Raw genomic sequence first — 21,252 nt, forward strand, 5'->3', positions numbered from 1 at the left:
CAATGACCACAGCAGGAGCCCAGATGAACCACCCCCTCCCCGCCTCCCGCCGCGCCACCCTGATCGGCATGGGCGCCGTCCTGATGTGGAGCGCCTCGGTCGGCCTGTTTCGCAGCATCGCCGAGCTGTTCGGCGCCGCCGGTGGCGCGGCGCTGGTCTTTACCACCAGCGCCCTGCTCGCCACCCTGGCCCTGGGGTGGCCGCGCCTGCGCGCCATTCCCCTCCCCTATCTGCTGCTCGGTGGCACCCTGTTTGTCGCCTATGAGGTCGCACTGGCGCTGGCCCTCGGCTGGGCCCATGACCGCCCCCAGGCGCTGGAGCTGGGGATGATCAACTACCTCTGGCCGAGCCTGACTGTGCTGCTGGCCGTGCTGACCCGCCAGCAGCGAGGCTCACGCCTGTTGCTGCCGGGGTTGGCACTCTGCCTGATGGGGATCGTCTGGGTCATGAAGGGGGAACGCGCCTGGTCACCGGCGCTGCTGTGGCACAACCTGCTGCAAAATCCGTCCGCCTACCTGCTGGCCGGCGCGGCCGCCCTGCTGTGGGCCTGCTACTCGCTGGTGACCCGGCGCTGGGGCAGCCGCGAGCCGGTGATCCCGCTGTTTCTGGCGATCACCGCTGCCCTGCTGTGGGGCCACTATCTTGGCAGTGACGAGCCGCCCCTGCCGCTGCATCTGCCGGGGCTGGGCCAGGTGCTGCTGCTTGGCGGCCTCACCGCCGCGGCCTACTCCTGCTGGAACCACGGGGTGCTGGCTGGCAACCTAACCCAGCTCGCCGCCTTTTCCTATTTCACGCCGGTGCTCTCGATGGCGCTGGCCAGTCTCTGGCTCGGGGTGGCGCCGGGGGGCGGCTTTTTCGCCGGCGTGACCATGGTGACCGCCGGCTCGCTGCTGTGCTGGTGGGCGACCCGGCGCTAAGGCACGAGCCGGTCGAGGAAGGTGGCCAGATCCGGGCTAAGCTGGGTGCGCCGCCCGCTGTCGAGGCGCTCGAACCACACGGCGCCGCTCTCGTTGTCAAGGCTGATGAGCCCCATCTCATCGCGGCAACCGGCTAAAAACAGGGTCGGTGTGCGCTTGAGTTTGCGCAGCATTAACAGGTGACCGATGAGGTTTTCCTTGAGTAAATCCATGTCCTGCGCGTTCCAGGGCTGGATCAAGGAGAGTGTCATCCCCTTGTACCAGAGGGTGAGCGGACGGCTGAACCAGTGGCCATAGAAGGCCTTGGCCGCCGGGTGCAGCGTGAGCTCAAGCGCCTCCTCGAGGGCCGTGAAATCCTCCGGCTCCTCGCGGGCAAAGGGGCGCCAGGCCACCATGCCGGCGTGGGGTTCCCCCAGCTCACAGGGGGAGCGCCCCCCCTCCTCCACCTCACACAGGGGCAGGCTGCCCCGACTCTCCCCTTGCTGCTGCCAACGCGCAAATAGCCGCTCCAGCGCAGACAACACTTGATCCGCCATGCAAATTCACCACAATTGCCGCCAAAGTCCGTCATTCTAAGCGACATCGACACCATGACCAATCACGACCGCTACGCCGGCGCCAAGGCGCTCTCCCAACTGGCCCTCGGGCAGAAGTCCGACTACATCAGCCACTACACGCCGGGGCTGCTGCAACCGGTGCCACGCAGCCTCAACCGCGACGATCTGCAACTGGGGGAGATCTTGCCGTTCCAGGGCGAAGACATCTGGACCCTCTATGAGCTCTCCTGGCTCGACGGCAAGGGCAAGCCGGTCGTGGCGCTGGGCGAGGTGCGGGTGCCCGCCACCAGCGCCAACCTCATCGAGTCAAAATCGTTCAAGCTCTATCTCAACTCCTTCAACCAGACCCGCTGCGCGAGCATCGACGCGGTCCGGGCCTTGCTGGAGCAAGATCTCAGCGCCTGCGCCGGCGCGCCTGTGGCGGTGACCCTGTGGCACCTGCATCAGGCCCCCGCCACCATCGCCACCCTGCCGGGGGAGTGCATCGACGATCTCGACATCGAGATCGACGACTATCACTTCAGCGCCGACTGGCTCAGCGGCGCGGCACAAGCAGAGGAGGTGGAGGAGACCCTGCACAGCCACCTGCTCAAATCCAACTGCCTGGTCACCGCCCAGCCGGACTGGGGCTCCGTGGTGATCCACTACCGCGGCCCGCGCATCGAGCGGGAGAAGCTGCTGCGCTATCTGGTGTCGTTTCGCCAGCACAACGAGTTCCACGAGCAGTGTGTCGAGCGCATCTTCACCGATCTCAAGGCCCACTGCGGCTGCCAGCAACTCACCGTCTATGCCCGCTACACCCGTCGCGGCGGCCTCGATATCAACCCTTTTCGCAGCGATTTTGAGCGTTCACCCGCGAATATCCGATTGATTCGTCAGTAATCCCTCCTCTGAACTGGACGTGCAAGGGGCCCCTAGATAACATGCCATGACCCCTTGCGCGCTGTAACCGATGATGAACTCTCTGCTCTTTCTGGCAATGATGATCTCCTCCCTGTCGACTCCGGATCTGGAGTTGGCCCGCGAGTCGTTGCCAAACGAGTTGCTGCCGGCCCAAAGCCTGGCATTCAGTCGCCCAGATGAGTGCCTGCGCCTGACCAACGCCTTTCTCAAGCGTCTGGCAGACCACCCCTCCCAGGTGCTCGGCAACAACCAAAGTCACGCCTATCGCGAGCCGCTGCTCAACTACCGCACCGTAGAGCAGGTCAATAGCGCCCAACTGCTCAAGGGATTTTGTCAGGCCAAGGCCGGACAGGGAGAGTCGGCCATGCGCACCTTCGCCCTGGCGCTGGAGGCGGCGCGTCAGGAGAAGCTCCCCGGCCAAGCCGCCAGTGCACTCTATCTGCAAGCGCGCCTGCTGGCTCAGGATGAGAGCCGCGCCTATCTGGCCCGCCCTCTGCTGGAGCAGCTCGACAAAGAACTCAATACGCCCCCCCTTTACCGGCATGCCTTGCAGGTCTACAGCCACCTGTTCGAAGCCTCGCTGGCCATGAGCGAGCATCGCATCGAGCAAGCCAAGCAGCAGATGACGCTGGCACAACAGGCCGCAGAGCGCAGCAGTGAGCCCCTGCGGCTGGCTTGGGTCAATGCGGTGCAAGGGGATCTCTTCTTGCTGCAAAAGCAGCCCGAGCTGGCCCTTGGCCAATACTTCGACGCCCTCAAGCGGGTGGAGGAGAGCGAAGAGCACGCCTTCCTCGGCCGGCTGACCGGCCAGATAGCGGCCCTCTACCGGCGCGAGGGGGATCTCAAGAAGGCGCTCAGCTTCGCCAGCGAATCGGCCGATCACTACCAGAATCAGGGCGATCCCCGTCCGCTCAGTGAGGCGCTGATCGAGCTGGCCCGCCTCAACCGTGAACTCGGCGACATGAACATGGCGCTGGTCTACTTCTTCAACGCCCTCGATCTGCAAGGGGATGATCCCTCGCGCAGCGAAACCGCCCGCCTCAAGTTCGAGATAGGCAAGACCTATCTGCAAAACGGCAATCTGGTGCAGGCCCGCAACTACCTCACCGCCGCCCGTCAGGCCTACGAGTTTGGCGACAGTAAAGAGGCCCAGATAGACACCCTGCTGCTGCTCGGCGAGCTGCACCTGCGCCAGAACGAGTCAGGCATCGCCATCCTCCAGCTCGAGAATGCCCTGACCCTGGCCAACCGCATCGGCGACAGCCTGCGCCAGCGCAACACCCATCGCCTGCTGGCCACCGCCTATGAGCAGAAGGGCTACTACCAGCAGGCGCTCGACAGCTACAAGAAGTACCACCAGAGCAGCGAGCTGTCGCGCCAGCAGGAGGCAGCCCTCTATCAAGACGGTCTCACCGAGCACTATCAGCAGGTGGAGTATCAGCAGCAACTCAGCCAGCTCACCCATGAACTCAAGCAGGAGAGGAGCGAGCGCCAGCGCTACCAGTGGACCTCGGTGGTGACCGGCCTTTCGCTGGCCCTGTTCGCCTGGCTCTTCTTCACCCTCTGGATCAAACTGCGCACCGCCCGCCAGCAGAACAAGCTGCTGGGCAAGTCACTGCAACGCGAGCCGCGCAGCGGACTGCCCAACTGGCAACGCCTGCTGCAACGCACCCCAGTCGAAATCGCCAAGCGTCGCCAGAGCTCGGATCGCTGGTATCTCGGCGAGCAGGGCGACAAGGCCTTCGATGACAAGCTGCACTACCTGCTGTTCAAGGTGCCCTTCCTGGCCGACTGCCGTGAGCGCTTCGGCCATCAGGTGGCGAGCGAGCTGGAGCAGCAGTTCGGCCGCTACCTCGCCGCCGGCAATCCCCCCGATGGACGCATCTATGACCTGCGCGAGGGGCACCTGCTCTATGTGATCCCCCAACGCCACGTCACCGACCTGCCAAAGCTGGCGGGCGAGCTGCTGGCGTGGTTGCATGACTTCCCAAGCGAGCTGCCGCTCGAGCGCCGCTGCGCCCTCGGCATCGTCAGCTACCCCTTCCTGCCCAAGGCGGCCGGTGCGGTCGATCACCAGCGCCTTTTCGATCTCTGCTTCCTCGCCTTGGCCGGGGCATTGCAGCTGGCCGAGCGCAGCGGCGAGGCGGTCTGGCTGGAGCTGGCGGCCGTCGATTGCCAGCAGGCGGCCTTCTTCCATGGCGACGTGTGGGAGCGCTGTCTGATGGCAATTGACAAGGGACTGGTTAAAGTGAATTCTTCTCACGAAAAACAATGGGTTGAGTGGCATGAGCTGGCACGGAAGCAGCCTGCTGGAGTCGTCGACCACTCGCAATAACAAAGACAGCAACAGGCGACTCTTTCATGAAGGACAAGGCTCTTTCGCCATCCAGCGACGCACCGGACACGCATCCCGAGCTGGCCCAGCTTAGGGAGAGCATGGTCGCCGAACGGACCAGGGTGACGCAGTTCATCGGCAAGCTGATGCTCGCCTGCCGCGGCCATGACCGTGAGCTCGACACCAAGCTGGCCAAGCTCAAGCAGAAGATCGACATCAATCAGCCCTACACCACCCTCGATGCCGAGCTGGCGCTGATCGAGCGACTGCTGCAACACCACGGTGACTCAGTCAAGGACTCCATCGGTTCGGCTCGCAGCGCCATCCAGTACGGCGCCAGACACATCAAGCCGGTCAAGGATTTCCCGGAGCGGGCCTGTCAGGCACTGCGCGAGCATCTGCTCGCCGACGATGGCTACAGCTTTGGTGACTATCACCGCAAGGTGCTGAAACTGCTTGAGTATTACCAGCAGGCATTGAAGTTCCAGCAGTTGGGGGAACCACTGCTGCGGGAAGACGATAACCCGTCCGTCGAACTCGGCGGGCGCAGTTATGGCAAGCTGGCTGACGAGCTGCAACGCCTCATCACCGAACTGGACTTCGCCGGCGAGGTCGGGGATCGCCTCGACATGGTGCGCCGCGAACTGCTCGGCGGTGTCACCCTCGCCAAGCTCTCCGAGCTGGCGCTGCAAGTGATTGAACTCATCATTCAGGGGACCCGCGAGGAGCGCAAAGCGTCCCAGGCCTTCCTGATCAGCCTCAACGAGGGGCTGCACGCGGTGCATTTCAGCTTCACCGAGAGCCTCGATGAGGGGCGCACCCTGCAAGAGGAGACCAGCCGCAGCCGTCAGGCCCTCAACAAGGAGCTGCGCTCCATCGATGAGACCCTGGCCCAGGCCGACGCCCTGGAGCTGCTCAAGCAGGACATGCATCGCCACATGGATGCCATCTCCTTGCTGCTCAGCGATCGGGATGCCCTCTATCAGCGGGAGCGTCACCTCATCACCCGCCTCTCCTCCATGGAGGCCAAGCTGCGCCTGATGAAGGAGGAGACCGCCGAGTACAAGAAGCGGCTCACCATCCAAAAGCACAAGCTGTTTCTCGACAGCCTGACCCAGGTGCACAACCGGGCGGCGCTGGAGGAGCGGCTCGAGCTCGAATACAAGCGCTGGCTGCGCTACCAGACCCCCCTGTGTCTGGCGGTGATCGACATCGACCACTTCAAGACCATCAACGACAACTACGGCCACATGGCCGGCGACAAGGCACTCAAGGTGGTGGCCAAGGCGTTGCAGCGCTCGCTGCGCGACACCGACTTCATCGCCCGCTTCGGCGGCGAGGAGTTTGTGGTGCTGCTGCCCAACATCAACCCGGAGAAGTTCCACAAGCCTCTCGACAAGTTGCGTCAGACCATCAAGAGCATCCCGTTTCGCTTCAAGGACGCCCGGGTGGAGATCACCATCTCCATCGGCGCCACCCTGTTCAAGGAGGGCGATCAGACTACCGACGCCTTCGAGCGGGCCGATCAGGCACTCTACGGCTCCAAGCACTCGGGCCGCGATCAGGTCAACATAGTGCTGTGACCGGGGTGCGGCAACTGGTTGAAAAACCAGCGGTCGCGCCCCGTTGCTATTCCCCTCCCCCTAGGCTTGCATCTAGTATCTAGCGACCGGCGCCACGCCACGCCTCTCCCGCACGGAGCTGTACGCCACAATAACAATGACCCGAAGGGGGCCCTATGATTACCCATATCAATCCGGTCGGCAGCATGGATCTGCTGTCGCAGCTCGAGGTAGATCGCCTCAAGCAGACCGCCACCAGCGACATCTACCAACTGTTTCGCAACTGCTCCTTGGCCGTGCTCAACTCCGGCAGCCAGACCGACAGCTCCAAAGAGATACTGGAGCGCTACAAGAGCTTCGATATCCATGTGATCCGCCGTGAGCGCGGGGTCAAGCTGGAGCTGTTCAACGCCCCCGAGCACGCCTTCGTCGACGGCGAGATCATCCGCGGCATTCAAGAGCACCTCTTCTCGGTATTGCGCGACATCCTGTATGTGTCGAACCAGCTCGAATCGAACCGCCAGGTCAACCTGACCAACTCCACCCACATCACCAACGTGGTGTTCTCCATCCTGCGCAACGCCAAGGCGGTGCTGCCCGGCGCTGATCCCAATCTGGTGGTGTGCTGGGGCGGCCACTCCATCAACGAGGTGGAGTACCGCTACACCCGCCAGGTGGGTAACGAGCTGGGGCTGCGCGAGCTCAACATCTGCACCGGCTGCGGCCCCGGCGCCATGGAGGGGCCGATGAAGGGAGCCGCCGTGGGCCACGCCAAGCAGCGCATCAAGAGCAGCCGTTACATCGGTCTGACCGAGCCTTCGATCATCGCCGCCGAGCCGCCCAACCCCATCGTCAACGAGCTGGTGATCCTGCCGGATATCGAGAAGCGGCTGGAGGCCTTCGTGCGCCTCGGCCACGGCATCATCGTCTTCCCTGGCGGGGTAGGTACCGCCGAGGAGCTGCTCTACCTGCTCGGCATCATGATGCACCCGGCCAACGAGCGTCAGCCCGTCCCCATCGTGCTGACCGGGCCCAAGGAGAGCGCCGACTACTTCAAGGCGATCGATGACTTCGTGCGCGCCACCCTGGGTGAGGCGGCCACCAGCCTCTATCGCATCATCATTGGCGACGCTCCCGAGGTGGCCAGGGTGATGAAAGAGGGGATGCCGAAGATCCGCGAATACCGCAAGTCGGTGGGCGATGCCTACTCCTTCAACTGGTCGCTCAAGATTGAGCCCGAGTTCCAGCTGCCGTTCGAGCCGACCCATGACAACATGGCCAGCCTCAACCTGCACCGGGATCAACCACCCCAGACCCTGGCGGCCAACCTGCGCCGCGCCTTCTCCGGTATCGTGGCGGGCAACGTGAAAGAGGCCGGCATCCGCGCCATCGAGAAGAAGGGGCCGTTCAAGATCCACGGCGACAAGGAGCTGATGCAACTGATGGATAAACTGCTGCAAAGCTTCGTCAAGCAGCAGCGCATGAAGCTGCCGGGCAGCGCCTACGTGCCCTGCTACGAGATAGTACGCTAATCACGGATGACCCAAAGGGGGCGCATGGCGCCCCCTTTTGTTACAATGGGCGGCCCGAACCGAGCGAGCCGCCCATGTCCCACCTGCTGATCATCGACGCCCTCAACCTTATCCGCCGCATCCACGCCGTGCAGGCGGGGCAATCGCTGACGCCCGAACAGGCCCTCATCGCGACCCGGGCAACCCTCATCAATACCACCCGCAAACTGCTCGCTCAGGCTGCCCCCACTCACGCCATCGCCGTGTTCGACGCCGAGGTTCGCGGTTGGCGCAAGGTGCGTTTCCCCGCCTATAAGGAGGGACGCACGCCGATGCCGACCGAGCTGCGCACCGGCCTCGAGACCTTGCAGGACGCCTTCTGGGAGCTTTCCATCGACTCCTTGCTCTCCCAGACCGACGAGGCGGACGATCTGATTGCTACCCTGGCCCGCAAGGTGGCCCATCACGGCCAGGCGGTCACTATCATCTCCACCGACAAGGGGTTCTGCCAGCTGCTCTGCCCCGAGATCCGCATCCGCGACTACTTCAACAAGCGCTGGCTCGATCTCCCCTTCGTGCAGAGCCAGTTTGGGGTGACGTCGGCCCAGTTGGTCGATTACTGGGCGCTGACCGGCGTGTCCGGCAGCGGCATCAAGGGGGTACCGGGGATCGGCCCGAAAAGCGCCGCGGCCTTGCTGCAAGCCCATGGTTCGCTGGAAGCCATCCTCAGCAGCGAGCGTGATGACAAGGCGGTGAAGCGGGTGCATGCCCATGCCGATGAGGCGCGTCTGGCCTGCGAGCTGGTGCGGCTGCGCGATGACATTGAGCTCGGCTTCAACCTGCGCGACCTGCGTCTTCCGTTGCCGGGGGGAAAGTCAGAATAATCGACGAGGATACGACCTTGGTTGTAAAGAAAAATGGTGTAAATCTTTATAAAATGGTATAAGAAACACCGACTTCTACCTCTTTATGTACCTCGGAAGTGCCCTATGTCCAAAACCAGAATTACCGTCATCCCGGGCGACGGCATCGGCCCCAGCATCATCGACTCCGCCATTCAAATTTTGCAGCACGCCGGCTGCGACTTCGACTACGACTACGCCGACGCCGGCCTGGTTGCCCTCGAAAAGCACGGTGAACTGCTGCCACAAGCCACCTTGGATCTCATCGAGCGCAACAAGGTGAGCCTCAAGGGCCCCCTCACCACCCCGGTCGGTGGCGGCTTCACCTCCATCAACGTCTCCCTGCGCAAGAAGTTCAACCTCTACGCCAACGTGCGCCCGGTCATCTCCTTCAAGGGCACCAAGAGCCGCTACGAGAACATCGACATCATCACGGTGCGCGAGAACACCGAGGGGATGTACTCAGGTGCGGGCCAAAAGCGCAGCGACGACAACAACAGCGCCGAGGCGATGAGCATCATCACCCGCGAAGGGGCAGAACGCATCGCCACCTTCGCCTTCGAGCTGGCCAAGAACGAGGGACGCAAGAAGGTCACCGTGGTACACAAGGCCAACATCCTCAAGTCCACCTCTGGCCTGTTCCTGGAGGTGGCCCGTCAGGTGGCAGCCCGCTATCCGGAGATCCAGTGCGAAGAGATGATCGTCGACGCCGCCTGCATGAATCTGGTGATGTACCCGGAGCGCTTCGATGTCATGGTCACCACCAACCTGTTCGGTGACATCCTCTCGGATCTGTGCGCCGGTCTGGTCGGGGGGCTTGGCATGGCGCCGGGCGCCAACATCGGCAGTGGCGCCGCCATCTTCGAGGCGGTGCACGGCTCGGCACCGGACATCGCTGGCAAGAACATCGCCAACCCCACCTCGGTCATCCTGGCCTCAGTGCAGATGCTGGAGTACCTCGGCATGCAAGAGAAGGCCGAACGCATTCTGGGGGCCGTGCGCGCCACCATCGAAGCCGGTGAGCATGTCACCCGCGATCTCGGCGGCAGCGCCAGCACGGACGAGTTTACCCAGGCCGTCATTGCCCGCCTGTAACCACTTTACGACGAGAAAAGGGAGCCAACGGCTCCCTTTTTTTGTGGGTGGCGCCCCCTCTTCCCGTAACACCATGAGCTATGGTTGAGGGCAGGAAACAGGGAGATTCCACCATGCGCTTGCTGCTCGCATTGATGCTCATATCGCTGCCAGCCATGGGGCTGGAGAAGCCGGATGTCACCGCCTGGAAACAGGCGCAGGAGCTGCCCAACAACGCCCCACTGGAGACCTCGCTGGACAGCAACGGCCTGTTGGGCCGCTCGTCGCGCTACAGCATGGGGCTCGACGTGAAGATCGACCGCAACGGCCAGCAGACCATTACCCCCTACCATCAGCTCAACCTGACCCCGGAGAAGAGCGTCTCCCTCTCGTTTGAGCACTACAAGCCGAGGGTCAAGTTCAAGGCCGGTGGCATCAACACGGCGGTCAAGCTCAGGGGGGACGGGCTGAAACTGCAATTCAACCCGACCGACAAACGCATCCCGCTACAGGTCGAGGTCAAACTGACCGACGACGAGTCCAGCCTGCGCTTCGATTACCGCTTCTGAGACTGAGGCACCAGCTTGGAGAGGGCATAACGGTTATAGACGTGTACCGTGATCTCCTCGCGATCGTGATAGAGCTGCTTGGCCTGGATGACAAAACTCGGATCGACCTCGGCCAACCGCTCGCGCAGCACATTCAGGTTGTGCTCGGCCTCGACGAAGCGCTTCTTCATCGGCAGCTTGAGGTTGAAGATCGCCTCCTGGCACAGTCCATCCTGGAACCAGTCCGCCACCATGTGCACCACCCGTGCCGGCTTGTCGACCATGTCACACACCAGCCAGTAGTTATTCTTCTTGACCGGCTTCCACTGGAAGCCGTCTTCGCGCAGGTGCTTCACCTGGCCGGTCTCCATCAGGGAGTCAGCCATCATGCCGTTATCGACGGCGGTGACCATCATGCCACGGCGCACCAGCTGATAGGTCCAGCCCCCTGGGCAGGCGCCGAGATCGACCGCCTTCATGCCCGAGGTCAGGCGCACGTCCCACTCCTCTTTCGGTACGAAGACGTGGAACGCCTCCTCGAGCTTGAGGGTGGAGCGGCTCGGGGCATCGGAGGGGAAGCGCAGGCGCGGGATCCCCATGTGGAACTCGGAGTTGTTGAACGAGTAGGAGTAGCCGAGCAGCACATGGTCGGTGGCCAGGAAGAAGGCGTGGAACACCGGGCGATGCCGGGTCTCTTTCTGGGTCAGGATCTCGTTGCTGCGCAGGGCTTGGCGCAGGGGGACGGTGAACTTACGGCAAAAACCCGACAACTCCTTGGCCTCGTTGGTGTCGGCGGTCTCAACCCGCAGATCGCCGCAGATGGCGTAGCCACGGCAGGCGTCGACGATAGGGCGGATGCGATCGCCCGGATCGAGATCGGAGAGATCGTGGGTCAGCACCAGCATCTGGCGGGCGAAGATCAGCTCGCGGAAGGGGAGCTTGCGCGCCAGCAGATCGGCCTGCCCCTCTTCATACAGCTCGAAGAGCACATAGCCGCTGTCGTCCTTGACCCGGGCAAAACCGTAGCATTGCAGCTCGCTGGCTCGCTCGGTGATCTCTGCCGCCGCCTCCTTCTCGAAGCCGGGACGGCAATAAATCAGCAGGTTATTCATTCTTTCCTCCAAGACGACAGCCAACCCAGATCAGAGTTGCCCATCCCAACATGAAACAGAGTCCGCCGGCCGGGGTCAGCAGGCCGATCCCCTTGGTGCCGAGCAGCACCATGGCATAGATGCTACCGGAAAAACCCAGGGTCCCCAGCACGAACAGGGCGCAGGCAATGGCCACGGCCCGCCCGCGCAGGGAAGAGATCCCGAGCGCAAGCAGCGCCAGGGCATGGATAAATTGGTACTGCACCGCACTGTGAAAGGCGGAGAGCTTGTCGGCCGCGATGCCGGTGGCAGGCAGGCCGTGGGCGCCATACGCCCCCAGCGCCGTGGCCGAGAGGCCAAACAGGGCGGCCAGCACCACCCAGTGACGTTTTTCACTCATGACGCTCGTTCCTCGATAAAGCGGGTGATAAGACCCGCCGCCAGGCTCAGGTTGGCCGCTTCGTCACGCCCGCTCGCCTTGCGCGGTACAAAACTGTGGTCCCCATCGGGGATCCAGTGCTTGCTCACCCGCGCCGAGAAGGGAAAATCGGCCAGCTCGGCACGCGAGCCAAAACTGTCGCGCTCCCCTTGCAGCAGCAGGGTGGGCGTCTGGATCGACTTGAGCACTTCGCCACGCCAGCGCTCCGGCTTGCCGACCGGATGAAAGGGGTAGCCCAGCAGCACCAGCCCGGCGACGCCGCTCTCATCGGCCAGCTCGGCCGCCATCCGTCCCCCCATCGACTTGCCGGCCAGAAACAACCTGGGGTGGGCAAAGCGCGCCATCATGGAGCGCCAGTGATCCAGCAGCTGCGGGGCCCGATCGGGCGGACGCCGCTTGCCGCTCTCGGCCATGGCGATCATATAGGGAAAGTTAAAGCGCACCACCTCGATATCGGCACCAGCCAGCAACTCGCTCAGGCGGGCCAGAAAGGGGTGATCCATGCCAGCCCCCGCCCCATGGGCCAGCAGCAGACGCACTGGCGCCGCCGGATCGCCTGCGCGCACCCACGCGTGCTCACTCATGCCGACACCTGGGAGAGGCGGCGCGCCTCCTCCTGCTCCACCAGCTCGAGCATCCAGTCGCGAAACGCCACTATCTTGCCGAGATCGGCCTGCTGCTCCTGGCACACCAGATAGAAGGCGTTCTTGCTCACCAGCACCTGCTCGAACGGGCAGATGAGGCGACCCGCATCGATCTCGGGCTGGGCCAGCACGCTGTGGCCAAGGGCCACCCCCTGACCATGAATGGCGGCCTGGATCACCATGGTGGAGTGGCTGAAGATGGGCCCCTGATTGACGTTGGGCGCATCGATGCCGAGCTGACGGAACCACGCCTTCCAGTCGCGGCGCGAGGTGTCGTGCAGCAGGGTGTGGCCGGTCAGATCCTGGGGGGTACGCAGCGGTTTGGGGCCGGTCAGCAGCAGCGGCGAGCAGACCGGGATCAGGTACTCGGTGTGCAGCTTGTCGGCCCGCACTCCCGGCCAGTTGCCCCGGCCATAGTAGATGGCCACGTCCACGTCATCGGTGAGCGAGCCTTCGTCCATGTCGACCGCCTTGATGCGCACATCGATATCCGGGTGGCGCTCACTAAAGCGCACCAGCCGCGGCACCAGCCACTGGATGGCGAAACTCGGCTGCAACGAGACGGTGAGCGCCCCTTTGGCGCTGCGCGCCAGCAGCTTGTCGGTCGCCTCTGAAATAGAGGCAAAAATATCCTTGATATCGAGGAAGTAGCCCTGCCCCTCCTCGGTCAGCAGAAGCGAGCGGTTCTTACGGCGAAACAGCTTGATACCAAGGTACTCCTCGAGCGCCTTGATCTGGTGGCTGATGGCAGCTTGGGTGACAAAAAGTTCTTCTGCAGCCCGGGTAAAGCTCAGATGCCGAGCAGCCGCCTCGAAGGCCTTGAGCGCATTGAGGGGGGGGAGACGACGCGACATGACTCCTGCCGAAAAGATGAGTTTTTCTAATGAACGGCATTATAAATTGTCGGTTGCCAGCCCACCAGCGAATAAACATAATTCGCGTCAACAATTCGTTGTCATATGGCTCGCATCCATGATGCCTGCTCGATGTGCGGCCTCTGCCGGAGCCCATGGCGACCGATTGTGGTGTTGTGTTCTCTTCCCCGTGCGGGGAGAAAAGGTTCAAATCCTCCGATTTGACCCTGTCTGTCATCTGAATAGCTTGGCGCCTTCCTGTGTTGGCGCCTTTTTTCTGCCGGCACTGTGCCCCTCCCCTCCCCGCCCTAACACGGTCAGAACGTCCCGCCTCGGCCTCTGCGCTTAGCCAGAGAGTGGCCGCCCATCGACTCGAGCCGACCCCACTGGATGCCAACACCGTCGTGCCCAAGGGCTGCGCCGCATGGGCCCATGCGCATGCTCGCCATCAGGCTGAGCCGGGTGGGTTATCGGGGAAGCGGCTAGAGATCGAAAGAGAGCTGTTCACGGCGCACGCCCACCCCGGCGACCAGGCCGATGAGGCGGATCCCCCGGCCCGTCCCCCGCTGCAACCCCTCACGCAGCAGGGAGTGAAGCAGCTCGAGCTGGATGTGATCGCAACTGCGATAGACGGTGGTCTGCTGGAAATCGGCAAATTTGAGCTTGAGACCGAGCCCGCCGATGGGGCGCTCGCCGTGGTAGCGCAGCAGACGCCGTTGCAACTCGGGCAGCAATCGCTCGATCTGCTGCCAGCAGAGAGCCTCATCCGGCGGCAGATCGCTCTCATAGGTGGTCTCAACCCCGACCGACTTGCGCTCGCGGCTCACCTGTACCGGCCGCTCATCACGGCCCCAGATGCGCTCTTGCAGCACGTCTCCCATCTTGCCGAAGTGGCGGTGACACTCCTCTTGCGAGAGGCCCCGTACGTCCTCGCAGGTGAACAGGCCAAAGGCCGCCAGCCGCTCGGCACTCTTGCGGCCAATGCCGGGGATCTGGGAGAGCGGCAGCTGGCGCACAAACTCATCCACCTGATGCGGGGCGATGACGAACTGACCATCCGGCTTGTTGTGCTCGGAGGCGATCTTGGCCAGGAACTTATTCGGGGCCACCCCGGCCGAGGCGGTCAATCCCAGCTCGCGGCGGATGGTCTGGCGGATCTCGGCGGCGATCAGGGTGGCCGAGCCGTCACACTGCGGGCTGCCGGTCACGTCCAGATAGGCTTCGTCGAGGGAGAGCGGCTCGATGAGCTCGGTATAGCGGCGGAAGATGCCATGCAGCTGACGCGACACCTCCTTGTAATAACTCATGCGCCCCGGCAGCAGCACCAGCGGCGGGCAGAGTTTGCGCGCCAGCGCCGTCGGCATGGCCGAGCGAACCCCGAAACGGCGCGCCACATAGTTGCAGGTGCAGATGACGCCGCGCCGCTCTGTCGCGCCCCCCACGGCGATGGGCAGCTCGCACAGCGCCGGGTTGTCGCGCATCTCCACCGCGGCATAGAAGCAGTCCATGTCCACATGGATGATCTTGCGCACGCCCTCGCTCACCGGGGGCGCTCCTCACCGTGCTGACGCGCCAGCGCAATGGCGGCGGTGATGGCGGCGTGCGCCTGCGGGCTGTTGCGCCAACAGGTCGAGCCGAGCATCAGGGAAAGGGTGCGCAGCAGCTCATCCGCCTCGCTCTGCGCCAGGATCGCCAGACTGTCGATGCCCACGGCCTCGAGCCGGGTCAACACGGTCGGCCCCACCCCCTTGAGGGAGAGCAGTGCCGTGCGCTCGGACGATGAAAACCCCATGGCCGCCTCCTTAACTGGATAAAAACCCAGTATACCCCAGTTAACTGCCAGTTTTGACAGCCCCCAGATAGGAAAAGCGGCCTATCTCTCTCATTTCATTGCCGAGGAGTCATCACCATGCGAGCCGTTATCTTCATCCTGAGCCTGTTGGCCCTGCCGCTGAGCGCCAAGAACCACCCGACCGCCGAGTGCCGCTGGTTGTATGACCGGATGGCCGCCCTCGAGCTGGCCATCAAGCAGGGGGATACCCTAGGTACCCGGGAGGAGCTGGCGCGCTGGCGGGTGGAGTTTCATAACAAACAGTGCCGCCAGTACGACTACTGAGGCGATGGGGAGGAAAAAAGCGGCGGGGCCCAGTGGGCCCCGTCGTTGCATTACAGGATGCGGTTCTCTTCGAGCATCTTGCGGCGCGCCTCCTCGGCGGCCATCTTCTTCTTGCGATTGTCACACGGCTCGGGACAGTCGCACTCCTTCTCGATGCCGATGGAGCCAAGCCCCCCGCACGAGCCGGAGATGGTCTTCTTCTTGACGATGTAGCCGATGGCCATGCCCAGCACCACCAACAGGAAGACGACAAAGGTAATCAGGAAGACTTGCATATCACTTTCTCACCAGATACGGCTTGAAGGCCTCCGAGTACTCCTCGCGGAACCCTTCGTCGGTCTTGACGACCATGAAGATGGCCAGCCCCTTCTCCTTGGCAAAGGCCATGCCCTTCTCCGGCCCCATCACGGTCAGCGCCGTGGCCAATCCATCTGCAGTCATGCAGGAGGGGTGCACCACGGTGACCGAGACCAGCCGGTGCTGGATCGGCTTGCCGGTGGCCGGATCGATGGTGTGGGAGAAGCGCTGCCCATCCATCTCGTAATAGTTGCGGTAATCCCCCGAGGTGGCCACCCCGTTGTCGCCCACCACGATCACCTCCTGCACCGAGCCCTGCTCGCTGCCGGCCACCGGCTTTTCGATGGCAACCCGCCACGGGTGCCCCTTGCCGTTGTGACCATTGAGGCGCAGCTCACCGCCAATCTCGACTAAGTAGTTGCGCGCACCGAGCGACTCGATGTATTCGGCCACCTTATCGACGCCAAACCCCTTGGCGATGGCGGAGAGATCCACATAGAGATCCGGGATATCTTTTTGCAAGGTGTCGGCATCGGCCGAAGTGACTACGTGCAGGTTGCCAAGGCCGCTCTTCTGGCGGGTCTGGGCAATCAGCTCGTCACTTGGCACCTTGGTCGGCCGTTTGTCCGGGCCAAAGCCCCACAGATTGACCAGCGGCCCCACGGTCACGTCGAGGGCTCCGCGGCTCTCGCGCCCCAGATGCAGCGACTCGATCACCACCCGCGCGGTATCGCGGGAGACCACCACGGGCCGGTTGTCACGGCTCTGGTTGAAGCGCGACAGTTCGGATTCGGGGCGGTAGGTGGACATCTGATCGTTGACCCGCTCGAGCAGAAGGTCGATCTGGGTCTGGAAGGCCTTGACGTCGGGGATGACATCGTCAGCCACCTTGATGGAGTAGTAGGTCCCCATGGTGCTGCCGGTGATGTGGATCTCCGGCCGGGTTTGGACCTTTTCCTGACCGCACCCCGTCAAGAAAAAGGCCAGCCCGAAGAGGGCCAGCCATGTCCTTACTGCCAAACGCACCGGTTAGCCACCGAAGTCGTCGAGCAGGATGTTCTCGTCTTCCACACCCAGACTCTTGAGCATGTTGATGACGGCGGCGTTCATCACGGGAGGCCCGCACATGTAGAACTCGCAGTCTTCCGGCGCCTCGTGGTTCTTGAGGTAGTTCTCATAGAGCACGTTGTGGATGAAGCCGGTGTAACCGTCCCAGTTGTCTTCCGGTTGCGGATCAGACAGCGCCACGTGCCAGACGAAGTTCTCGTTCTCGGCTGCCAGCATGTCGAAATCTTCCACGTAGAACATTTCGCGCTTGGAGCGGGCACCATACCAGAAGCTCATCTTGCGCTTGCTCTTCAGGCGGCGCAGCTGGTCGAAGATGTGGGAGCGCATCGGCGCCATGCCCGCACCACCACCGATGAACACCATCTCGGCATCGGTGTCCTTGGCAAAGAACTCACCGAACGGCCCGGAGATGGTCACCTTGTCACCCGCCTTCAGGTTGAAGATGTAGGAGGACATCTGTCCCGGAGGGGCGCTCCAGTTGCTCGGCGGCGGGGTGGCGATCCGCACGTTGAGCATGATGATGCCGAACTCTTCCGGATAGTTGGCCATGGAGTAGGCACGGATGATCGGCTCATCGACCTTGGACTCCAGCTCAAAGATCTTGAAGCGATCCCAGTCACCGCGATACTCCTCGGGAATATCGAAGTTCTTGTAGTAGACGTGGTGGGCCGGCGCCTCGATCTGGATATAACCACCGGCGCGGAACGGCACGCTCTCCCCATCGGGGATCTGCAACTTGAGCTCCTTGATGAAGGTGGCCTTGTTGTCATTGGAGATGACGGTACATTCCCACTTCTTCACGCCGAAGATCTCTTCCGGCAGCTCGATGTCCATGTCCTGGCGCACGGTCACCTGGCAGGCCAGACGCTCGCCGTGGCGGGCATCGCGCTTGCTGATGTGATCGAGCTCGGTCGGCAGGATGTCGCCGCCACCGGACTTGACGCGCACGCGGCACTGGCCGCAGGAGCCGCCGCCACCGCAGGCGGAGGAGACGAAGATACCGCTGCCGGCAAGGGCGCCGAGCAGCTTGCCGCCGGCCGGGGTCTTCACCGCCTTGCCTGCGTCGTCGTTAATCAAGATTGTCACGTCGCCCGCGGCCACCAGCTTGGACTTGGCGAACAGAATGACTGCCACCAGCGCCAGCAGGATCACGGTAAACATGACCACACCCAAAATAATTTCCATCTATCGTTCCTTTCCGATTACAGGGAGATACCAGAGAAGGACATGAAGCCCAGCGCCATCAGGCCGGCAGTGATGAAGGTGATGCCCAGACCGCGCAGGCCATCGGGGACATCGGAGTACTTCATCTTCTCGCGGATCCCCGCCATGGCCACGATCGCCAGCATCCAGCCAAAGCCGGAGCCAACGCCATAGACGACAGACTCGGCAAAGTTGTAGTCACGCTGCACCATGAAGGAGACGCCACCGAAGATGGCACAGTTCACGGTGATGAGCGGCAGGAAGATGCCGAGGGCGTTGTAGAGGGCCGGGAAGTACTTGTCCAGCGCCATCTCCAGGATCTGCACCAGGGCCGCAATCACCCCGATGAAGGTGATGAAGCTCAGGAAGCTCAGATCAAGACCGGACACCAGGGCCCCGTCTTTCAACACGAAGTTGTAGATGAGGTTGTTGGCCGGCACGGCGATGGTCTGCACCACGACCACGGCAATACCGAGGCCAATGGCCGTCTTCACCTTCTTGGAGACCGCGAGGAAGGTACACATCCCGAGGAAGAAGGCGAGCGCCAGGTTTTCGATGAAGATCGAACGGATCAACAGGCTGATATAGTGTTCCATCTCTTACTCCTTCGCCTCCACCTGCTTGGGATCCTTGGTACGAACTGCCCAGATGATGAGGCCGATCAGGAAGAACGCGCTCGGCGGCAGCAGCAGCAGGCCGTTGGGCACATACCAGCCACCGTTGTTCACCAGCGGCAGCAGCTCGATGCCGAACCAGGAGCCGGAGCCCAGGATTTCACGCACAGTAGCAACCGCCAGCAGCACGGCACCATAGCCAAGACCGTTACCGATACCATCCAGGAAGGAGGGCAGCGGCGCACTCTTCATGGCGTAGGCCTCGGCACGGCCCATCACGATACAGTTGGTGATGATGAGACCGACGAACACCGACAGCTGCTTGGAGATGTCATAGGCCACGGCCTTGAGCACCTGATCCACCACGATAACCAGGGAGGCGATGATCGCCATCTGGGCAATGATCCGCACGCTGTTGGGGATCTGGTTGCGGATCATCGAGATGAAGAGGTTCGAGAAGGCGGTCACCGCAGTCACGGCCAGCGTCATCACGAACGCGGTCTTCATCTGGCTGGTCACCGCCAGGGCGGAACAGACACCCAGCACCTGAAGGGCAATGGGGTTGTTGCCGAGCACCGGGGTGAGCAGCAGCTTTTTCATTTCGCTCTTGTCAGCCATTGTTGAGCTCTCCTGCACGCAGCTTGGCCAGGAACGGACCAAAGCCATTGGAACCCATCCAGAACTCGAAGGTGTGCTGGACGCCGTTGGAGGTCAGCGTGGCGCCGGAAAGGCCATCCACTTCATGCTCGGAACCCTCGGGAGCATGCCCCTTGATGATCTGCAGGGCCAGCTTGCCGTCGTCACCGAACAACTTCTTGCCGATAAACAGCTCGCGCCAGGCCGGATTCTCGATCTCACCGCCCAGACCCGGGGTTTCACCGTGGTCATAGTAGGTGATGCCCTTGACGGTCTGACCGTCCGGTGCCACCGCCAGGAAGGCGTACATGGTGGACCACAGACCCTGGCCGTAGATGGGCAGAATGATGGAGTCAACCTGACCGTCTTCACCCTTGGCCAGATAGACCGGCATCACCTTGGCGATGCGCTTGAGACCAGCACGGTCATCAGCCCCAGCCAGGAGCTGGTTCTTGGCCGGATCTTTAGCGGCCGCCAGCATGTCGAAGTCGTCCGGATCGCCGAAGCTGCCGTCGGTCACGAACTCACCGGTGGTCAAGTTGACCAGGCGGGCTTCAATCCTGTCGCCATAGGTCTTGGCGACGTTGCTTACATCCAGACCGGCGACGGCGAGGATATTGGTCTGCTTGTCGAGCGCCTTGTTGGCGAGCTGCGCCGGACGCAGGCCGACGGCTGCGACAGACACCACGATGGAGCAGACCAGGCACAATACGGCAACGACGCCGATGGTGCCCAGGGTGGAATCTTTATTAAACGCCACGAGCGATCCTCCGCTTGATGTTCGCCTGGGCCACGAAGTGGTCAAACAGCGGGGCGAACAGGTTCGCAAACAGAATGGCCAGCATCATGCCTTCCGGGAACGCGGGGTTGACCACGCGCACCAGCACGACCATCACCCCGATCAGGGCGCCGTACCACCACTTACCGGTATTGGTAAAGGAGGCGGAGACGGGGTCGGTGGCCATGAACATCATGCCGAAGGCGAAACCACCCAACACCAGATGCCAATGCCACGGCATGCTGAACATGGGGTTGGTGTCGGAGCCGATCACATTGAACAGCAGGGAGGTGGCGACCATGCCGAGCATGACGCCGGCCACGATGCGCCAGGAGGCGATGCGCATATAGATGATCATCGCACCACCGAGCAGGATCATCAGGGTGGAGACCTCACCGATGGAGCCCGGCAGATTGCCGAGGAAGGCATCAATCCAGCTGATGGTCTGACCGGAAGTAGCGTTGATGAGCGCAGCCTGACCGCCCTGTGCCCACTGGCTCAGGGCCGTGGCACCGGAGAAGCCGTCCACGGCGACCCACACGGCGTCACCGGAGATCTGCGCCGGGTAGGCGAAGAACAGGAAGGCTCGACCCGCCAGGGCCGGGTTCAGGAAGTTCTTACCGGTACCGCCGAACACCTCCTTGGCCATGACCACACCGAAGGTGATGCCGAGGGAGGCCTGCCACAGGGGCAGATCGGGCGGCACGATCAGGGCAAACAGGATAGAGGTGACGAAGAAGCCTTCGTTGATCTCGTGCTTGCGCACCATGGCAAACAGCACTTCCCAGAAACCACCGACCAGGAACACGGTCAGGTAGATGGGCAGGAAGTGGGCCGCCCCGATCAGCATCTTGCTGCCGACACCGGCCACGGCCGGATCGAGCGAGGCACCGAACAGGGTCGCCAGGGCATAACGCCAGGAATCGGCACCGGCGGCGCTGCCCATCTGGGCAATCGCGGCGATGGCCTGGTTACCGACGTTGTACATGCCCCAGAACATGGCCGGGAACACAGCCAGCCACACCATGATCATCATGCGCTTGAGATCGATCGCATCACGCACGTGGGAGCTGCTACGGGTTACGGAACCCGGGGTGTAGAAAAGGGTGTAGGCCGCCTCGAACAGGGCATAGTACTTCTCGTACTTACCGCCCGGCTCGAAGTGGTGCTCCATCTTCTCCAGAAGTTGCTTGAAACTCATCG

Annotated in this window: 23 protein-coding genes; 9 read left to right on the plus strand and 14 right to left on the minus strand. The window is 62.7% G+C overall.

The genetic code is table 11. From position 1 onward, the window contains the following. Window positions 1–23: 23 nt before the first annotated feature. On the plus strand, window positions 24–917 hold the full coding sequence (gene yddG, locus BN1134_RS02725) for an aromatic amino acid DMT transporter YddG (protein ID WP_156991635.1): 894 nt from the start codon (window positions 24–26) through the stop codon (window positions 915–917). On the opposite strand, the gene syd is transcribed toward yddG, so the two are convergent. Then, window positions 914–1,453: a SecY-interacting protein gene (syd, locus tag BN1134_RS02730; RefSeq protein ID WP_042045102.1), complete on the minus strand. Its 540-nt coding sequence runs from the start codon at window positions 1,451–1,453 to the stop codon at window positions 914–916. The two genes, yddG and syd, sit on opposite strands and share 4 nt — an antisense overlap. A gap of 54 nt (window positions 1,454–1,507) precedes the next feature. On the opposite strand from syd, the gene queF reads away from it, so the two are divergent. The 7 genes from queF to BN1134_RS02765 all read left to right on the plus strand — a co-directional run bounded on the left by queF (window position 1,508) and on the right by BN1134_RS02765 (window position 10,330). Continuing rightward, window positions 1,508–2,356 carry an NADPH-dependent 7-cyano-7-deazaguanine reductase QueF gene (gene queF / locus BN1134_RS02735; RefSeq protein ID WP_042045103.1) on the plus strand — a complete coding sequence of 283 codons (849 nt, stop codon included), beginning with the start codon at window positions 1,508–1,510 and terminating at the stop codon, window positions 2,354–2,356. A gap of 73 nt (window positions 2,357–2,429) precedes the next feature. Continuing rightward, window positions 2,430–4,712, plus strand: coding sequence for a tetratricopeptide repeat protein (locus tag BN1134_RS02740; RefSeq protein WP_042045148.1), 2,283 nt, complete (start codon window positions 2,430–2,432; stop codon window positions 4,710–4,712). Window positions 4,713–4,738: 26 nt separating this feature from the next. Next, window positions 4,739–6,295 carry a GGDEF domain-containing protein gene (locus BN1134_RS02745; RefSeq protein ID WP_042045104.1) on the plus strand — a complete coding sequence of 519 codons (1,557 nt, stop codon included), beginning with the start codon at window positions 4,739–4,741 and terminating at the stop codon, window positions 6,293–6,295. Between the two features lie 155 nt (window positions 6,296–6,450). Next, the gene (gene ppnN, locus BN1134_RS02750; protein ID WP_042045105.1) at window positions 6,451–7,806 is read left to right on the plus strand and encodes a nucleotide 5'-monophosphate nucleosidase PpnN; all 1,356 of its coding nucleotides are present in this window, start codon (window positions 6,451–6,453) and stop codon (window positions 7,804–7,806) included. A 74-nt stretch (window positions 7,807–7,880) separates the two neighbouring features. Next, window positions 7,881–8,669, plus strand: a complete 789-nt coding sequence (gene xni / locus BN1134_RS02755; RefSeq protein ID WP_042045106.1) for a flap endonuclease Xni — start codon at window positions 7,881–7,883, stop codon at window positions 8,667–8,669. A 105-nt stretch (window positions 8,670–8,774) separates the two neighbouring features. After that, window positions 8,775–9,782 carry an isocitrate dehydrogenase gene (locus tag BN1134_RS02760; protein WP_042045108.1) on the plus strand — a complete coding sequence of 336 codons (1,008 nt, stop codon included), beginning with the start codon at window positions 8,775–8,777 and terminating at the stop codon, window positions 9,780–9,782. 113 nt (window positions 9,783–9,895) lie between these two features. Then, the gene (locus BN1134_RS02765; RefSeq protein WP_042045110.1) at window positions 9,896–10,330 is read left to right on the plus strand and encodes a hypothetical protein; all 435 of its coding nucleotides are present in this window, start codon (window positions 9,896–9,898) and stop codon (window positions 10,328–10,330) included. On the opposite strand, the gene rlmM is transcribed toward BN1134_RS02765, so the two are convergent. From rlmM to BN1134_RS02795, 6 genes are all read right to left on the minus strand, one after another. After that, window positions 10,318–11,421 carry a 23S rRNA (cytidine(2498)-2'-O)-methyltransferase RlmM gene (gene rlmM, locus BN1134_RS02770; RefSeq protein ID WP_042045111.1) on the minus strand — a complete coding sequence of 368 codons (1,104 nt, stop codon included), beginning with the start codon at window positions 11,419–11,421 and terminating at the stop codon, window positions 10,318–10,320. The genes BN1134_RS02765 and rlmM overlap by 13 nt on opposite strands. Further along, window positions 11,414–11,800, minus strand: coding sequence for a DUF423 domain-containing protein (locus BN1134_RS02775; RefSeq protein WP_042045112.1), 387 nt, complete (start codon window positions 11,798–11,800; stop codon window positions 11,414–11,416). Before BN1134_RS02775 ends, rlmM begins: the two co-directional genes overlap by 8 nt. Next, window positions 11,797–12,423 carry an alpha/beta family hydrolase gene (locus BN1134_RS02780; RefSeq protein ID WP_042045115.1) on the minus strand — a complete coding sequence of 209 codons (627 nt, stop codon included), beginning with the start codon at window positions 12,421–12,423 and terminating at the stop codon, window positions 11,797–11,799. The genes BN1134_RS02775 and BN1134_RS02780 overlap by 4 nt, the downstream gene beginning before the upstream one ends. Further along, window positions 12,420–13,337, minus strand: coding sequence for a transcriptional regulator GcvA (locus tag BN1134_RS02785; RefSeq protein ID WP_042045117.1), 918 nt, complete (start codon window positions 13,335–13,337; stop codon window positions 12,420–12,422). The genes BN1134_RS02780 and BN1134_RS02785 overlap by 4 nt, the downstream gene beginning before the upstream one ends. Before the next feature lie 482 nt (window positions 13,338–13,819). Continuing rightward, window positions 13,820–14,869, minus strand: a complete 1,050-nt coding sequence (gene dinB / locus BN1134_RS02790) for a DNA polymerase IV (RefSeq protein WP_042045149.1) — start codon at window positions 14,867–14,869, stop codon at window positions 13,820–13,822. A gap of 8 nt (window positions 14,870–14,877) precedes the next feature. Then, a complete protein-coding gene (locus BN1134_RS02795; protein WP_042045119.1) occupies window positions 14,878–15,129 on the minus strand; it encodes a helix-hairpin-helix domain-containing protein in 252 nt (83 codons plus the stop codon). 117 nt (window positions 15,130–15,246) lie between these two features. Here BN1134_RS02795 and BN1134_RS02800 point away from each other — a divergent pair, with 117 nt between their 5' ends. Continuing rightward, window positions 15,247–15,453 (plus strand): hypothetical protein, encoded by a 207-nt coding sequence (locus BN1134_RS02800; RefSeq protein ID WP_042045120.1) that lies wholly within the window; start codon window positions 15,247–15,249, stop codon window positions 15,451–15,453. 50 nt (window positions 15,454–15,503) lie between these two features. Here BN1134_RS02800 and nqrM read toward each other — a convergent pair whose 3' ends face one another. Genes nqrM through BN1134_RS02835 form a run of 7 tightly spaced genes read right to left on the minus strand, consistent with a single transcriptional unit; the run spans window position 15,504 to window position 21,250 of the window. After that, complete coding sequence (gene nqrM / locus BN1134_RS02805; RefSeq protein WP_042045121.1) at window positions 15,504–15,728, minus strand: (Na+)-NQR maturation NqrM; 225 nt, start codon at window positions 15,726–15,728, stop codon at window positions 15,504–15,506. 1 nt (window position 15,729) lies between these two features. Next, window positions 15,730–16,776: an FAD:protein FMN transferase gene (locus BN1134_RS02810; RefSeq protein ID WP_042045122.1), complete on the minus strand. Its 1,047-nt coding sequence runs from the start codon at window positions 16,774–16,776 to the stop codon at window positions 15,730–15,732. 3 nt (window positions 16,777–16,779) lie between these two features. Then, window positions 16,780–18,003: an NADH:ubiquinone reductase (Na(+)-transporting) subunit F gene (gene nqrF, locus BN1134_RS02815; RefSeq protein WP_042045123.1), complete on the minus strand. Its 1,224-nt coding sequence runs from the start codon at window positions 18,001–18,003 to the stop codon at window positions 16,780–16,782. A 17-nt stretch (window positions 18,004–18,020) separates the two neighbouring features. Continuing rightward, window positions 18,021–18,617 (minus strand): NADH:ubiquinone reductase (Na(+)-transporting) subunit E, encoded by a 597-nt coding sequence (gene nqrE / locus BN1134_RS02820; protein ID WP_042045124.1) that lies wholly within the window; start codon window positions 18,615–18,617, stop codon window positions 18,021–18,023. A gap of 3 nt (window positions 18,618–18,620) precedes the next feature. Beyond that, window positions 18,621–19,253 (minus strand): NADH:ubiquinone reductase (Na(+)-transporting) subunit D, encoded by a 633-nt coding sequence (locus BN1134_RS02825; RefSeq protein ID WP_042045125.1) that lies wholly within the window; start codon window positions 19,251–19,253, stop codon window positions 18,621–18,623. Beyond that, complete coding sequence (locus BN1134_RS02830; protein ID WP_042045126.1) at window positions 19,246–20,031, minus strand: Na(+)-translocating NADH-quinone reductase subunit C; 786 nt, start codon at window positions 20,029–20,031, stop codon at window positions 19,246–19,248. The genes BN1134_RS02825 and BN1134_RS02830 overlap by 8 nt, the downstream gene beginning before the upstream one ends. Next, window positions 20,021–21,250 carry an NADH:ubiquinone reductase (Na(+)-transporting) subunit B gene (locus BN1134_RS02835; protein ID WP_042045127.1) on the minus strand — a complete coding sequence of 410 codons (1,230 nt, stop codon included), beginning with the start codon at window positions 21,248–21,250 and terminating at the stop codon, window positions 20,021–20,023. Before BN1134_RS02835 ends, BN1134_RS02830 begins: the two co-directional genes overlap by 11 nt. Window positions 21,251–21,252: the final 2 nt, after the last annotated feature.

The organism is Aeromonas simiae (assembly GCF_000820125.1).
Classification (GTDB): domain Bacteria; phylum Pseudomonadota; class Gammaproteobacteria; order Enterobacterales; family Aeromonadaceae; genus Aeromonas; species Aeromonas simiae.

Bases quoted from the DNA above. Each gene is read 5' to 3' on its own strand.
- yddG (WP_156991635.1), top strand. From the start codon at position 24: ATGAACCACCCCCTCCCCGCCTCCCGCCGCGCCACCCTGATCGGCATG.
- syd (WP_042045102.1), bottom strand. From the start codon at position 1,453: ATGGCGGATCAAGTGTTGTCTGCGCTGGAGCGGCTATTTGCGCGTTGG.
- queF (WP_042045103.1), top strand. From the start codon at position 1,508: ATGACCAATCACGACCGCTACGCCGGCGCCAAGGCGCTCTCCCAACTG.
- BN1134_RS02740 (WP_042045148.1), top strand. From the start codon at position 2,430: ATGAACTCTCTGCTCTTTCTGGCAATGATGATCTCCTCCCTGTCGACT.
- BN1134_RS02745 (WP_042045104.1), top strand. From the start codon at position 4,739: ATGAAGGACAAGGCTCTTTCGCCATCCAGCGACGCACCGGACACGCAT.
- ppnN (WP_042045105.1), top strand. From the start codon at position 6,451: ATGATTACCCATATCAATCCGGTCGGCAGCATGGATCTGCTGTCGCAG.
- xni (WP_042045106.1), top strand. From the start codon at position 7,881: ATGTCCCACCTGCTGATCATCGACGCCCTCAACCTTATCCGCCGCATC.
- BN1134_RS02760 (WP_042045108.1), top strand. From the start codon at position 8,775: ATGTCCAAAACCAGAATTACCGTCATCCCGGGCGACGGCATCGGCCCC.
- BN1134_RS02765 (WP_042045110.1), top strand. From the start codon at position 9,896: ATGCGCTTGCTGCTCGCATTGATGCTCATATCGCTGCCAGCCATGGGG.
- rlmM (WP_042045111.1), bottom strand. From the start codon at position 11,421: ATGAATAACCTGCTGATTTATTGCCGTCCCGGCTTCGAGAAGGAGGCG.
- BN1134_RS02775 (WP_042045112.1), bottom strand. From the start codon at position 11,800: ATGAGTGAAAAACGTCACTGGGTGGTGCTGGCCGCCCTGTTTGGCCTC.
- BN1134_RS02780 (WP_042045115.1), bottom strand. From the start codon at position 12,423: ATGAGTGAGCACGCGTGGGTGCGCGCAGGCGATCCGGCGGCGCCAGTG.
- BN1134_RS02785 (WP_042045117.1), bottom strand. From the start codon at position 13,337: ATGTCGCGTCGTCTCCCCCCCCTCAATGCGCTCAAGGCCTTCGAGGCG.
- BN1134_RS02795 (WP_042045119.1), bottom strand. From the start codon at position 15,129: ATGGGGTTTTCATCGTCCGAGCGCACGGCACTGCTCTCCCTCAAGGGG.
- BN1134_RS02800 (WP_042045120.1), top strand. From the start codon at position 15,247: ATGCGAGCCGTTATCTTCATCCTGAGCCTGTTGGCCCTGCCGCTGAGC.
- nqrM (WP_042045121.1), bottom strand. From the start codon at position 15,728: ATGCAAGTCTTCCTGATTACCTTTGTCGTCTTCCTGTTGGTGGTGCTG.
- nqrF (WP_042045123.1), bottom strand. From the start codon at position 18,003: ATGGAAATTATTTTGGGTGTGGTCATGTTTACCGTGATCCTGCTGGCG.
- nqrE (WP_042045124.1), bottom strand. From the start codon at position 18,617: ATGGAACACTATATCAGCCTGTTGATCCGTTCGATCTTCATCGAAAAC.
- BN1134_RS02825 (WP_042045125.1), bottom strand. From the start codon at position 19,253: ATGGCTGACAAGAGCGAAATGAAAAAGCTGCTGCTCACCCCGGTGCTC.
- BN1134_RS02835 (WP_042045127.1), bottom strand. From the start codon at position 21,250: ATGAGTTTCAAGCAACTTCTGGAGAAGATGGAGCACCACTTCGAGCCG.